12 protein-coding genes and 1 pseudogene are annotated in these 12,739 nt (G+C 71.7%); 4 read left to right on the plus strand and 9 right to left on the minus strand.

The features are described from left to right. Positions 1–196: 196 nt before the first annotated feature. Positions 197–823 (plus strand): hypothetical protein, encoded by a 627-nt coding sequence (locus ACQUSR_RS07665; RefSeq protein WP_431041802.1) that lies wholly within the window; start codon positions 197–199, stop codon positions 821–823. A 61-nt stretch (positions 824–884) separates the two neighbouring features. Here the strand turns inward: ACQUSR_RS07665 and ACQUSR_RS07670 are convergent, their stop codons facing one another. The 3 genes and pseudogenes from ACQUSR_RS07670 to ACQUSR_RS07680 form a co-directional block, all read right to left on the minus strand. Then, the gene (locus tag ACQUSR_RS07670) at positions 885–1,499 is read right to left on the minus strand and encodes a hypothetical protein (RefSeq protein WP_431041803.1); all 615 of its coding nucleotides are present in this window, start codon (positions 1,497–1,499) and stop codon (positions 885–887) included. A 59-nt stretch (positions 1,500–1,558) separates the two neighbouring features. Beyond that, positions 1,559–2,260 (minus strand): ribonuclease HII, encoded by a 702-nt coding sequence (locus ACQUSR_RS07675; RefSeq protein ID WP_431041804.1) that lies wholly within the window; start codon positions 2,258–2,260, stop codon positions 1,559–1,561. 62 nt (positions 2,261–2,322) lie between these two features. Beyond that, positions 2,323–2,579: pseudogene (locus ACQUSR_RS07680) on the minus strand (helix-turn-helix domain-containing protein); the annotation flags it as partial. Here ACQUSR_RS07680 and ACQUSR_RS07685 point away from each other — a divergent pair. Further along, on the plus strand, positions 2,472–2,759 hold the full coding sequence (locus ACQUSR_RS07685) for a hypothetical protein (protein ID WP_431048007.1): 288 nt from the start codon (positions 2,472–2,474) through the stop codon (positions 2,757–2,759). The pseudogene ACQUSR_RS07680 and the gene ACQUSR_RS07685 overlap by 108 nt on opposite strands. Positions 2,760–2,855: 96 nt before the next feature. Here the strand turns inward: ACQUSR_RS07685 and ACQUSR_RS07690 are convergent, their stop codons facing one another. Genes ACQUSR_RS07690 through abc-f form a run of 3 tightly spaced genes read right to left on the minus strand, consistent with a single transcriptional unit; the run spans position 2,856 to position 6,076 of the window. Beyond that, positions 2,856–3,749, minus strand: a complete 894-nt coding sequence (locus ACQUSR_RS07690) for an ADP-ribosylglycohydrolase family protein (protein WP_431041805.1) — start codon at positions 3,747–3,749, stop codon at positions 2,856–2,858. Between the two features lie 11 nt (positions 3,750–3,760). Next, on the minus strand, positions 3,761–4,420 hold the full coding sequence (locus ACQUSR_RS07695; RefSeq protein WP_431041806.1) for a histidine phosphatase family protein: 660 nt from the start codon (positions 4,418–4,420) through the stop codon (positions 3,761–3,763). 9 nt (positions 4,421–4,429) lie between these two features. Next, on the minus strand, positions 4,430–6,076 hold the full coding sequence (gene abc-f, locus ACQUSR_RS07700) for a ribosomal protection-like ABC-F family protein (protein WP_431041807.1): 1,647 nt from the start codon (positions 6,074–6,076) through the stop codon (positions 4,430–4,432). A 117-nt stretch (positions 6,077–6,193) separates the two neighbouring features. Between abc-f and ACQUSR_RS07705 the strand changes: the two genes are divergently transcribed. Beyond that, positions 6,194–6,826, plus strand: a complete 633-nt coding sequence (locus tag ACQUSR_RS07705) for a TetR/AcrR family transcriptional regulator C-terminal ligand-binding domain-containing protein (RefSeq protein ID WP_431041808.1) — start codon at positions 6,194–6,196, stop codon at positions 6,824–6,826. A gap of 33 nt (positions 6,827–6,859) precedes the next feature. On the opposite strand, the gene ACQUSR_RS07710 is transcribed toward ACQUSR_RS07705, so the two are convergent. Both ACQUSR_RS07710 and ACQUSR_RS07715 read right to left on the minus strand, forming a co-directional pair. Then, a complete protein-coding gene (locus tag ACQUSR_RS07710) occupies positions 6,860–7,465 on the minus strand; it encodes a YdbC family protein (RefSeq protein WP_431041809.1) in 606 nt (201 codons plus the stop codon). A gap of 33 nt (positions 7,466–7,498) precedes the next feature. Then, positions 7,499–8,932, minus strand: coding sequence for an amidase (locus tag ACQUSR_RS07715; RefSeq protein ID WP_431041810.1), 1,434 nt, complete (start codon positions 8,930–8,932; stop codon positions 7,499–7,501). Between the two features lie 82 nt (positions 8,933–9,014). Between ACQUSR_RS07715 and ACQUSR_RS07720 the strand changes: the two genes are divergently transcribed. Then, a complete protein-coding gene (locus ACQUSR_RS07720; protein ID WP_431041811.1) occupies positions 9,015–9,611 on the plus strand; it encodes a TetR/AcrR family transcriptional regulator in 597 nt (198 codons plus the stop codon). 119 nt (positions 9,612–9,730) lie between these two features. On the opposite strand, the gene ACQUSR_RS07725 is transcribed toward ACQUSR_RS07720, so the two are convergent. After that, positions 9,731–12,622 (minus strand): vitamin B12-dependent ribonucleotide reductase, encoded by a 2,892-nt coding sequence (locus ACQUSR_RS07725; protein ID WP_431041812.1) that lies wholly within the window; start codon positions 12,620–12,622, stop codon positions 9,731–9,733. Positions 12,623–12,739: the final 117 nt, after the last annotated feature.

Below are 12,739 nucleotides of genomic sequence, written 5' to 3' on the forward strand. Positions count from 1 at the left end.
TCCGGAGGAATATTGGCGGCGCACCGTCCTATACCGGTCAGCGGCGCCAATTGCTCGTTGCCGCAAGCCAGTAGGGCGACGAGAATTGTCAGTGCTCCCCCGCTTCGCTTGCGGCCTCGCTGGAACCGTGCCGTGGCGTGCGCCCCCGTGCCCGGCACACTGCGCGATCCGTGGGCGCGCAGACGAAGGGAGGACCGTGACCTTCGGCTCCGTTCCGCCACCAGCCACTGATTCCGCGTCCCGGCTGGGCCGGATGCTCGAACCGGCCGAGTGGGCCGACGCGGGCATTCCCCTGCTGAGCAATCCCCGGGAGGTGGTCACCGGCCTGCACGCGCGCCATCTGCCGACCCCCTCGACGGCCGTCGTCGCGGTCCTCGGTCCGGACGAACGGCTGGCGGCCAGTGCCTCGTTCGCCCACCGGGCCAGGGCCGCTGACGGCTGGGAGTTCCGCAACGCGCTCCTCGAGCGGCTGCGCCGGATCATCCCGCACGATCTGCGCCGCCGTACGCCGGTGCGTACGGCCGTGCTGCTCTACTGCCGTGACGGCGACGGCCGGTGGACCGAGGAGGACGGCGCGTGGATGTGGGGGCTCCGCGACGCCTGCACCCTGCACGGGCTGCGCTGCGGGGCGTACATCACCCTGACGCCCGGTGGCTGGCAGGTGCTGGGCGATGGGCGTACGGGCCGAAGGCCGAACTCCGCCTCACGCCAGGGCTGGCCACCCCCCGTGGCGCCGGGCGCCGCGGATCAGACGGGTCCGGGCACGCTGACGCGCTCGGGCGGCGGAGCGCCGGACGCACTGCGGCGCACAGCCGCCCGGTGACGGGCAGCCCCGGTAGGGGCCGCCGGACACCGGGCGTACGGTCAGGCGTGGGGCGGGAGGTTCAGACGCCGGCGCCCATGAGCGCGTTGATGCGCTGCGGATCACCGCAGACGATCAGCAGCGCCCCGGCCCGGGACATGGCCTGCGGCAGCGCACGGGCGACGGCGTCGTCCGTGCCTCCGTTGACGGCCACGACCACGACCGGGCGGCCGGTGGACCGGCCGGCTTCGGCGGCGGCGTAGAAGACGTCTTCTCCGGAGTCGTGCTGGGCCCAGTACGACTGATCGCCGAAGGACAGCTCGTGGGCCGCCCACGGGTGCTGGCCCCCGGTCGTCAACACCAGGATGTCGCCGGGTGCGCGGCCGGAGTCCAGCAGCAGGTCTACGGCCTCGTCCGCGGCGTCCAGCGCCCCTTCCGCCGAAGCGGGGATGAGCTGGAGCTGCGGAGCGGACGAAGCGCTCTCGGTGGGCGGCACGGGCCTGGCCTGATCGCCCGCCGCACGCTGCGACGGGGGCACGGCCGGTCCGCGGTTCGGGCCTGGGGTACCTGGCCGCCGCGGGGCGGGCCGGGGACCGGGGACAGGGCGAGGGGTCGGCACGGCGCGGCCTGCGGCCGGCGTCGCGCGGGGACCCGGGACACTCTCGTGAATCTGAGGCTCCTCGGGGATGAGAGGCATGAGGTGATATCTATCAAACGTCGGTGCGAGTCGCATCGGCGGGTGGCGGAAAAGTCCGCTCAGAAGTCGAAGCCGAGTTGGCCGCCGGCTTCCATCGCAGCGGTTTCAGGGACGCTGCGGCCCTGCTTGAGGTGCCGCCAGCGCGGCAGGTTGTCCAGATAAGACCAGGACAGACGGTGGTGCGGGGTGGGCCCCAGCTCCTCCAGCGCGGCGCGGTGCACCGGCGAAGGGTATCCGGCGTTGTCGCCGAAGCAGAATTCCCTGTGGTCCGCCCCCAGTTCGGCCATCATCGCGTCCCGCCGGACCTTGGCGATCACCGAGGCGGCGGCGACGACCACACAGCTCTGGTCGCCCTTGATCACCGTACGCACTCGCCAGGGCGCGCCGAGGTAGTCGTGCTTGCCGTCGAGGATCACCGCGTCGGGACGCATGGGCAGCGCGTCGAGGGCCCGGGTGGCGGCCAGGCGCAGCGCGGCGGTCATCCCCAGGTCGTCGATCTCGCGCGGCGAGGCGTGGCCGAGCGCGTAGGCGGTGAGCCAGGGTTCCAGTTCGCGGACCAGCTCAAGGCGCCGCTTGATGGTCAGCAGCTTGGAGTCGGTGAGTCCCGCGGGCGGGCGGCGCAGCCCGGTGACAGCCGCGCAGACGGTGACCGGCCCCGCCCACGCGCCACGTCCGACCTCGTCGATTCCGGCGACGACGCGTGCTCCGGTGGTGGCGCGGAGAGAGCGCTCGACGCTGTGGGTGGGCGGTTCGTACGGCATGGCATCAACCACATTACGCGGCCGCCTCAGGCGCCGTGCACCCGGAGCAGGGGCGCGCCTGCGCGGAGGCTGCCCAGACCGGGCGGTCCAAGGGGTTCGGGCAGCCCCGCCCGGAGCGCGTCGAGGGCCAGTTCCTCCTTGGAAGGCCACCGGCGGTAGACCGCCGCCTTGCCGGTCCTGGCGCGAGCGGCGACGCCTCCATGGTGAGCCCGTGCCAGCCGACCACGCTCAGCTGATGGAGCGCGGCGGCAAGGATCGCGCGCTCGTGGCACAGCACGAGGCGGGTGCCGCGTCGGGGCTGCTGAACGCGGCGCAGCAGATGGGCGGTTCGCGGGGCCTGTCGATCCTGATGACGCTCTTCACCTCCGCCAGCGAGGACGAGGCGAAGCGACAGCAGGCGTCGTTCCGCCTTGGTCACCGGGCTTGTGGTCATCAAGGTCCGCAAGAGCGGCCTGGAGAGCTGCGCGGTACCGCGGGCGGCGCCGGCCCGGCGGCCTGACCCGCCGGCGCCCCGGCCGCGCCGGTCCGCCTCGCCGTCCACTCCACCCGGCAGGTCCGCTCCACCGGGCAGGTCCGCTGCGCCGGCGAGATCCGGTCAGCCGGTGATCCGCGGGAGCCAGTCCGGGAGCGGCTCGGTGCGGTCGAGCCACGCGGCGGGCGGGGCGTCCGCCGCACCACTGGCGAGAACACCGCCGACGATGGCGCAGGTGGTGTCGATGTCCCCACCCGCCTGCGCCGTCGTCCAGAGCGCCGTCTCGAAGGAGCCGAGGTGGCGGGCCGCCGCCCACAGCGCGAAGGGCACCGTGTCATGGGCGCTGGTGCGGCGGCCGCAGCCCAGCACCGCGGCGACGGTGCCGGTGTCCGCGTAGTCGAGCATGTCGCGGGCTCGGCGCAGCCCGGCCTGCACGGCGCTGCGCGGTACGAGCGCCACCACCGCGTCCAGCAGTTCCTCCGGGCCCGCGGGCCCCTCGGGGTCGGCCACGAGCGCCGCCGCGGCGGCGACGGCCATCGCCCCGGCGACCGCCTCCCGGTGCTGGTGCGTGGTGTAGGCCGAGATCTCCGCCTGGTGGGTGGCCTGCTCGGCGTCGCCCGCGTACCACGCTCCGAGCGGGGCGATCCGCATGGCGGCACCGTTGCCCCAGGACCCCTGTCCGTTGAAGAGGCCCGCGGCCAGCTCGCGCCAGTCGCCGCCCTCCCCGATCAGCCGGAGCATCCGGTTCACCGCCGGGCCGTAGCCGCGGTCGGCGTGATGGTGCTCGGCGAAGGACCGGGCCAGCGCGTCCTGGTCGATCCTGCCGTGCGTGACGAGGACGGCCAGCACCGAGCAGGCCATCTCGGTGTCGTCCGTCCAGTGCCATGGCCCGGGTGGCGCATCGCGTCGGGCCAGGGACGGGAAGTTGGCGGGCACGAGGAACTGGGAGCCGAGGGCGTCGCCCACGGCCAGCCCCCGCAGGCTGGCGAGGGCACGCGCGAAACGGTCAGCGTTCATCGCATCGCACTCTAACCGGTGGGGCCGTAGGGCTCGGGTGTGCACCAGCGTTCAAAGGGCCGGTCGAGGTGGTACCGGCCGTCCCTGCCGAGCAGCAGCGCCCGCGTCTCACCGTTCCCGGGGTTGGACAGCGACTCGAACTCCGCGACCGACCAGTGCAGCCAGCGCATGCAGAACAGCCGCATGGTCAGGCCGTGCGTGACCAGCAGGACGTTCGGCGGGTGGGCCGGGTCCTGGAAACTGCGCCACAGACTCTCCAGGAAGGCGTCCACACGGTCGTAGACGTCGGCCCCGGACTCGCCTTGGGCGAAGCGGTAGAAAAAGTGGCCGTAGGCGTCGCGGTACGCCTTCTGCCTGCGGATGTCCTCCCGGTCCTGCCAGTTCCCCCAGTCCTGTTCGCGCAGTCTCGGCTCCTCCCGGACCCGGGTCCGGGACGGGTCGAGGCTCAGCAGGCGCAGGGTCTGGTGGGTTCGGCGGTACGGCGAGACATAGACCGACACCGCCTCGTCCCCGAACAGCTCGCGCAGCCGCACGCCTGCCCGCTCCGCCTGCCGCCGCCCGGTCGGGGTCAGTTCCAGCGCGTGGTCGGGCTCCCGCTCGTACACCGTGTCGTCGACGTTGCCCTCCGATTCTCCGTGCCGAATGAGAACGATGCGCCGGGGTCGTGCCATGCGGCCACCCTAGAGGGCGGGCACCGCCACAGCCGGGCACCGAGCCTCCATGACCGGGCGGCCGCACCGTATCTCGCACAGGCGGCCGGTGAACCTGCTGCGCAGCAGCCGGTCGTGGGAGACGAGCACCAGCGCTCCGGCCCACCGTTCCAGCGCCTGCTCCAGCTCTTCGACCAGCCCCAGGGCCAGATGGTTGGTGGGCTCGTCCAGGAGCAGCACGTCCGCGGGACGGGCCAGCAGCCGGGCGAGGGCCAGCCGGCGGCGCTGTCCCGCCGAGAGCGCTCCGACCGGCACCCGCAGGTCGCGGTCGCGGAAGAGGCCGTACGAGAGGAGGAGTTCGGTCTGCTCCTCCGGTGTTCCGGGCAGTCCGCGGCCGAACGCGGACAGCAGCCGCTCCGCCGGACGGGCCACCGGGATCTCCTGTGCGAGGTAGCCGATCCGGCCTCGGCGCACGACATCGCCCCGGTCCGGCTCCACGATCCCGGCCATGACTCGGAGCAGGGTGGACTTGCCCGCGCCGTTCCCGCCGTGGATCAGGAGTCGCTCGCCCGCGGCGACCGTGAGGCCGTCGACGGCCAGGCGGTCCCCGACCCGCACCCCATCGAGGCTGATGAGGGTGCCTCCCGCGGTGCCGGCGGCAGGCCGCGCCGAGAAGCGCAGCGGTTCCGGCGGCCGCGGCACGGGGTCCTCGGTGAGTCGGCGCAGCCGCTCCTGGGCGTTGCGCACGCGGCTGGAGACCGACGCCTGGACTCGGCCCTTGTCCCGGTCGTAGGCCATCTTGTTGCCGTCCTTCCTGGCCCGGCCGGGTGCCACGCGCTGGGCGGCGGTGGTGGCGGTCTCAGCCAGCGCGGTGGTCTCGGCGCACCACTGCTCGTACTCCTGCTCCCAGCGCCGGCGGGCGGCGGCCTTCTCGGCGACGAAGCCCGCGTAGCCGCCGCCGTAGCGGACGAGGGTGCGGCGGTCGGCGTCCACCTCGACGATCGCGGTGGCCACGCGCTCCAGGAACACCCGGTCGTGGGAGACCGCGACGACGGTGCCGCGGTGGGCGCGCAGGGCGTCTTCCAGCCAGCTGAGCGCCGCGGCGTCGAGGTGGTTCGTGGGTTCGTCGAGCAGCATCACCTCCGGGGCGGCGGCGATCAGACAGGCCAGGCCGAGCCGGGCCTGCTCGCCGCCGGAGAGGCCGCCCAGCAGCCGTTCGCGGCCGATGTGCGCCAGCCCGAGTCCGTGCAGCGCCTTGTCGATGCGGGCGTCCGCGTCATAGCCGCCACGTGTCTCGAAGGCGGTGAGCAGGTCGCCGTACTCGGCGAGGGCTTCGGGGGGCGCGTCACCGAGAACCGGTTCCAGCTCCCGCAGTCTGCGCTCCATGCTCCGCAGCTCGGACAGGGCCGCGTCGATGGCGTCCCGCACCGAGCGGTCCGGTGCCAGTTGAGGTGTCTGGGCGAGATGGCCCGTTCCCCCGTCGGCCACCGTGACGGCCGTCCCCTCGTCAGGCGGCTCCACGCCGGCAAGTAGTCGCAGCAGGGTGGACTTGCCGGCGCCGTTCTCTCCGACGATGCCGATCCGCTCACCAGGGCGCACAGAGAAAGAAGCGCCGTCCAGGAGCAGCCGGTCCCCGCGAGAGATGGTCACACCGCGCAGTGAGATCTGGGTGGGCATGGGTGAACCTCCAGGCAGCCAGGCGGACGGAATGAGCGACACAGCATCAAACACAACAGAAGTTGCGTTACGCTGATGATGGCACAGCCCATCCGACTAACGCAACTGGAGTTGCACTTGACTGCGGAATCCCGTCCCCAGGCGCCGGGCACCGTCCGCCCCGGCGGGCGCACCGCCCGCACCCGAGCCGCCGTCCGCGACGCCGTCCTCACCGGCCTCGCCGAGCACGGCTACCCCGGACTGACCGTCGAGTACGTCGCGGAGCACTCCGGGGTCCACAAGACCACGCTGTACCGGCGCTGGGGCGGCGTCGAGGACCTCGTGGCCGACGCCCTCGACCTCGCGGGCGAGGACAGCTGGACGCCGCCCGACACCGGCAGCCTCGAAGGTGATCTGCGCGCGCTGGCCCGCGAGGTCGTCGACACCTTCGGCGACCCGTCGGCCGCGGCCGCTCCCCTGGCGTTCGTCGCGGCCGGATTCCAGTCGGAGCGTGCCGCCCAGGCGCTGCGCGCCTTCTACACCGAGCGCTTCGCGCGCTGCGCGGCCGTCGTCCGGCGCGCGGTCGAGCGCGGCGAGGCCCCCGCGGACAGCGACGCGGCGGCGGTCGTGCGCGACGTGTCGGCGCCGCTGTTCTTCCGGGCGTTCGTCACCCGGGAACCGCTCGACATCGCGGTCGCCGACCAGTCGGCGACCGCGACCCTGGCCGCCGTCCGCGCCGGGGCGTACGTCACGAAGGAGGGATCCGGCTGACGCGCCGCGCGCTCCGCCATCCCCCTGGCGCGCTCACACCGTCCAGGAGGACTCAAGGCTCACGACGTCGCCGGCTATCGCGGCCACGTCCGCCTCGGTCTGCGCGCGCAGCGCCAGCCGCTCCACCCGCTCCGTGCGGTACTTGCCGTGCTCGGCGGCCGAGTCCCACATCGACAGCACGAGGAACTCGTTGCCCGGCGCCTCGCCGAACACCCCTCGCAACATGCCCGGGGACCCGGCCATCGCCGGGTTCCACACCTTCTCCTGTACGTGCGTGAAGTGCTCCACGCGGTCCTCGTGTACCCGGCAGTGCGCGACCCGCAGCACGTCCACGTCCGTGAACTTCGGCTGGAAGCCGACCTTCACGTCGAAGCGGTGCTCGAAGAGCCGTATCCGCACGTCCTTGTACGTCCCTGACTGCGCGGCCGCCAGCCGATCGTGCGATCGCGCCATGAAGGAGTCGTAGAACGCCCGGCTCTCCCAGAAGCCGAATATGTGCGCCACCGACTCGCGCCTCTGGCTCCAGCCGCCGCCCTGCCCCCGGAACCCGGGTTCGCCCAGCAATCCCGCCCACTTCCGCTGCCCGCGCTCGAAGCCACGGCGATCGACCACGGTGCAGCGAATCCACTTGACCAGCACCGCGCTATCGTACGGCGCCGGGCGTGGCGGCGATCACGTCCAGGCGGCAGCTGTACCCGACTTGGGATCGACGGGAGTCAGCACGCCGAAGGCCGCCTCGATCGCGGCGGCGGCGTCCAGGCAGAGATCCTCCCTGTAGGCACGGCCGATCACCTGCACACCGGTGGGCAGCCCGTCGGCGAGCCCGGTCGGCACGGCGACGGCGGGGACCCCGGCGAAGCTGCTCGCCGAGCACAGCCGCATGGCTGTCGTCACGCGCGCGTGCCCCTCCCGGTCCCGCGACTCCAGGCCGGGTTCCACCGGCGGCTCGGTGAACACCGGCCCGAGCAGCAGTGGATACTCCTCAAGGAACTCCGCCCAGCTCCGCTGGACGGAGAGCCGGACTCCGGTCAGGCGCAGATACTCCTCGAGATCCACCGGAGGCGTCCGCTCCATCGACATCTCGATATAGCGATGTCCACCCTCCCCCAGCAGCGTGCGCACCACGGGCCATCGCACGTTGAACTCCGTGACGGTCATCCGGCCGTACGCCTCCAGCGTCTCGGCCAGCCGCGGCACGTCCGGCACCTCCTCCACCGCATAGCCGGCCCGCGCAAGGACATCCGCAGCGTCGCGCACCGCCCGCCGCACGCTGGGATGTACCCCCTGACCCCCTGGATCCGCGACCACGGCCACCTTCACCGGGCGGCCGATCGGCTCGCCGCGCACCGGCGCCGGCACCGCACGCGGATCGCGCGGATCCGTTCCGGACAGGGCCTCGAAGGCGGTGCGCAGATCGGCGACCGTACGGGCCAACGGACCGTCGACGACCAGCGTCTGGGCCGACAGCGGCGGGTCCTCCGGGCCGATCCGGTGGTCGGCGGGAAAGCGGCCGTAAGTGGGTTTGAGAGCCGCGACACCGCAAAAGGAGGCAGGGATACGGACCGAGCCCCCGGAGTCGTTGCCCAGCCCGAGACCCGCCATCCCCGTCGCGACCGCGGCGCCGTCGCCCCCACTGGTTCCGCCGGGAGTGCGCCCGCAGTCCCAGGGGTTGGCGGTATCACCGAACAGCTCGCTGCGGCTGTGCATACCGGCGAGCGTGAGCGTGGGCATGTTGCTGTGCCCGATCGGGATCGCACCGGCGGCGCGCAGCCGCGCGACCGGGGGCGCGTCGGTGGGCGCGATCAGCTCGCGGAACCGCTGCGCGCCGTGTGTCGTCGGTACGCCCGCGATGCCGATGCTCTCCTTCACCGTGAACGGCACGCCCGCCAGCGGCCCCAGCTCGTCCCCCGCCGCTCGCCGCCGGTCCAGCGCGGCCGCCTCGGCCACCGCCCGGTCGGCCAGCGGCTGGGTGACCGCGTTCACCGTCGGGTTGACCTCGGCGATGCGGTCGAGGTGGCTCTTCACCACCTCGGTCGCGCTGACCTCGCCGCGCGCCACCGCCGCCGCCAGCTCGGTCGCCGCCATCCTCCACAGCACGTCGCCCATGACCTTCCTTTCCGATGCGCTTGCATCACATCGTAGAGTAGGTAGCGATACAAGCGCATCGGATTAGACGGGACGCGAGGCCATGCCGAAGCAGATCGATCATGAGGGGAGGCGTCGCCTCATCGCGGACGCGGTGTGCCGACTCGCCGACACCCGCGGCCTGGAGGGCGTGACCTTGCGCGACGTCGCGGCGCAGGCCGGGGTCTCCATGGGCGCCGTACAACGCTGTTTCCGCACCAAGGAGGAGATGCTCGGCTTCGCGTTGGAGCACATCGGCGAACGCGTCGCCGCGCGTACCCGCGCCCGTATCGCCGAATCACCGGCCCAGTCGGCCCGTACGACCCTCGCCCATACCGTCACCGAGATCTCGCTGCTGGACGAGGAGCACAGGGCCGAAGCCCGGGTCTGGCTCGCCTTCGTCGCGCAGGCCGCGGTCTCCCCCGGTCTCGCGAAGATCATCCAGGCCAACTACGCGGCTCTGCACGGGATGTTCTCCCGGCTGATCGCGGAGGCGACGGGCACCCCGCACGCCGAACGCGAGGCCGAGGCCCTGCTCGCCCTCGCCGACGGGCTGACCACGCACGTGCTGATCGGGCACCTGGCCCCACAGGCCGCCCTCGACGTCCTGGGCACCCACATCGCCCGGCTCCTGGGAGAAGCGGCCGACCGCGCTGGATAGCGGTTGCCGCACGGGAGCGCGTACGACGGGACCGGGAGCCCTTACGCCGGCTCCTGGAGCGCATACGCCGGAGCGGGGACCGGGTCTCGCCCGGTCCCCGCTCCGGCGGGTGTCCAACGTCAGCTGCAGCCGCTGGTGGAGCCGCAGCCCTCGCAGATGTAGCAGCTTCCGGCACGCTGCATCTTCGTACCGCAGGAGAAGCACAGCGGCGCGTCCGCGCTGATGCCCAGCTGCATCTCGACCAGCTCAGCCGAGGTGTGCGCCTGCTTCGGCGCCGGGACGGCCACGGGCTCCGGCCTGGGAGCCGCGACAGCCTTCGGCGCCTCCGTCTGGCGCGGGGCGGACTGGGCCAGGCCCTCGACGTCCACGTCCTCCTCGGCCGGCTCGTACGAACCGGTCTCCAGGTGGCGCTGGCGCTCCTCGGCCGAGTGGATACCGAGGGCCGAGCGGGTCTCGAACGGCAGGAAGTCCAGCGCCAGGCGGCGGAAGATGTAGTCGACGATCGACTGCGCCATCCGCACGTCCGGGTCGTCCGTCATGCCCGCCGGCTCAAAGCGCATGTTGGTGAACTTCGAGACGTAGGTCTCCAGCGGCACGCCGTACTGGAGGCCGACCGAGACGGCGATGGAGAAGGCGTCCATCATGCCCGCGAGGGTCGAACCCTGCTTGGACATCTTGAGGAAGACCTCGCCGAGGCCGTCGTCCGGGTAGGAGTTGGCGGTCATATAGCCCTCGGCGCCGCCCACGGTGAAGGACGTGGTGATGCCAGGGCGGCCCTTGGGAAGGCGCTTGCGGACCGGACGGTACTCGACGACCTTCTCGACGGCCCCGCGGATGGTCTCCTCGGCCTTCTCCGCGATCTCCGCTCCCTTGTCCTTCTTCTTCGCGGAGAGCGGCTGGCCGACCTTGCAGTTGTCGCGGTAGATGGCCAGCGCCTTGACGCCCATCTTCCACGCCTCGAAGTAGATCTCCTCGACCTCTTCGACCGTCGCGCTCTCCGGCATGTTGACCGTCTTGCTGAGCGCGCCGCTGATCCACGGCTGGATGGCGGCCATCATGCGCACATGGCCCATCGCCGAGATGGACCGCTCGCCCATCGCGCAGTCGAAGACCTCGTAGTGCTCGTGCTTGAGCCCCGGGGCGTCGATCACGTTGCCGTGCTCGGCGATGTGGGCGACGATCGCCTCGATCTGCTCCGGCTGGTAGCCGAGGCGCCGCAGCGCCTGCGGGACCGTGCCGTTGACGATCTGCATGGAGCCGCCGCCGACCAGCTTCTTGAACTTGACCAGGGCGAGGTCGGGCTCCAGGCCGGTGGTGTCGCAGGACATCGCGAGACCGATGGTGCCGGTCGGGGCGATGACCGAGGCCTGGGAGTTGCGGAAGCCGTGCTTCTCGCCGAGGCGGAGCACGTCCTGCCACGCCTCGGTGGCCGCGGCCCAGATCGAGGTGTCCAGGTCGTCCATGCGGACGGCCTTGGTGTTGGCCTCGGCGTGCTGCTGCATCACGCGCTTGTGCGGCTCGGCGTTGCGGGCGTAGCCGTCGTACGGACCGACGACGGCGGCCAGCTCGGCGGAGCGCCGGTACGAGGTGCCGGTCATCAGCGAGGTGATGGCGCCGGCGAGCGCGCGGCCGCCCTCACTGTCGTACGCGTGGCCGGTGGCCATCAGCAGGGCGCCGAGGTTGGCGTAGCCGATGCCCAGCTGGCGGAAGGCACGGGTGTTCTCGCCGATCTTCTGGGTGGGGAAGTCGGCGAAGCAGATGGAGATGTCCATCGCGGTGATGACCAGCTCGACGACCTTGGCGAAGCGCTCGGAGTCGAACGACTGGTTGCCCTCGCCGTCGTCCTTGAGGAACTTCATCAGGTTCAGCGAGGCGAGGTTGCACGAGGTGTTGTCCAGGTGCATGTACTCGCTGCACGGGTTCGACGCGGTGATCCGGCCGGACTCCGGGCAGGTGTGCCAGTGGTTGATGGTGTCGTCGTACTGGATGCCGGGGTCGGCGCAGGCCCAGGCGGCCTCGGCCATCTTGCGGAAGAGGCCCTTGGCGTCGACGCGTTCGATGATCTCGCCGGTGAGCCGGGCGCGGAGCCCGAAGGTCCCGCCGGACTCGACGGCCTTCATGAACTCGTCGTTCACACGGACCGAGTTGTTGGCGTTCTGGTACTGGACGGAGGTGATGTCGTCGCCGCCCAGGTCCATGTCGAAGCCCGCGTCCCGCAGGGCGCGGATCTTCTCCTCTTCCTTGACCTTGGTCTCGATGAAGTCCTCGATGTCGGGGTGGTCGACATCGAGGACGACCATCTTGGCGGCCCGGCGGGTCGCGCCACCCGACTTGATCGTTCCGGCGGAGGCGTCGGCACCGCGCATGAAGGAAACCGGGCCGGAGGCGTTGCCGCCGGAGGACAGCAGCTCCTTGCTGGAGCGGATCCGGGAGAGGTTCAGCCCGGCGCCCGAGCCGCCCTTGAAGATCATCCCCTCTTCCTTGTACCAGTCGAGGATCGACTCCATGGAGTCGTCGACGGAGAGGATGAAGCAGGCGCTGACCTGCTGGGGCTGCTGGGTGCCGACGTTGAACCACACCGGCGAGTTGAAGCTGAAGATCTGGTGCAGGAGGGCGTAGGCGAGCTCGTGCTCGAAGATCTCCGCGTCGGCCGGGGAGGCGAAGTACCTGTGGTCCTCGCCGGCCTTCCGGTAGGTCTTCACGATGCGGTCGATGAGCTGCTTGAGGCCGGTCTCGCGCTGCGGCGTGCCGACCGCGCCGCGGAAGTACTTGCTCGTGACGATGTTGACCGCGTTCACCGACCAGAAGTCGGGGAACTCGACGCCGCGCTGCTCGAAGTTGACCGAGCCGTCGCGCCAGTTGGTCATGACGACGTCACGACGCTCCCATGCCACCTCGTCGTACGGATGCACGCCGGGGGTGGTGTGGATGCGCTCGATTCGCAGGCCCTTGCCGGCCTTGCTTCCCTTGGAGCGGGAGCCTCGCGCGGGGCCGCTCGCCGTCTCTGTCATTCCGCCTCCCTGTACGGGCGAAAACGCCCTGATGTGCCCGATTCTTCCTGATGGGCACGGTGTTCTTGTTCTCTCGCCCGGGTGCGCGCGACGGCACGCCCGGACACGTTCGTGGCG

Source organism: Streptomyces sp. P1-3 (assembly GCF_050613155.1).
Lineage (GTDB): Bacteria > Actinomycetota > Actinomycetes > Streptomycetales > Streptomycetaceae > Streptomyces.

Coding starts and splice junctions, on each gene's coding strand:
- ACQUSR_RS07725 (WP_431041812.1), bottom strand. CDS start 12,622: ATGACAGAGACGGCGAGCGGCCCCGCGCGAGGCTCCCGCTCCAAGGGA.
- ACQUSR_RS07715 (WP_431041810.1), bottom strand. CDS start 8,932: ATGGGCGACGTGCTGTGGAGGATGGCGGCGACCGAGCTGGCGGCGGCG.
- ACQUSR_RS07695 (WP_431041806.1), bottom strand. CDS start 4,420: ATGGCACGACCCCGGCGCATCGTTCTCATTCGGCACGGAGAATCGGAG.
- ACQUSR_RS07720 (WP_431041811.1), top strand. CDS start 9,015: ATGCCGAAGCAGATCGATCATGAGGGGAGGCGTCGCCTCATCGCGGAC.
- ACQUSR_RS07675 (WP_431041804.1), bottom strand. CDS start 2,260: ATGCCGTACGAACCGCCCACCCACAGCGTCGAGCGCTCTCTCCGCGCC.
- ACQUSR_RS07690 (WP_431041805.1), bottom strand. CDS start 3,749: ATGAACGCTGACCGTTTCGCGCGTGCCCTCGCCAGCCTGCGGGGGCTG.
- abc-f (WP_431041807.1), bottom strand. CDS start 6,076: ATGCCCACCCAGATCTCACTGCGCGGTGTGACCATCTCTCGCGGGGAC.
- ACQUSR_RS07670 (WP_431041803.1), bottom strand. CDS start 1,499: ATGCCTCTCATCCCCGAGGAGCCTCAGATTCACGAGAGTGTCCCGGGT.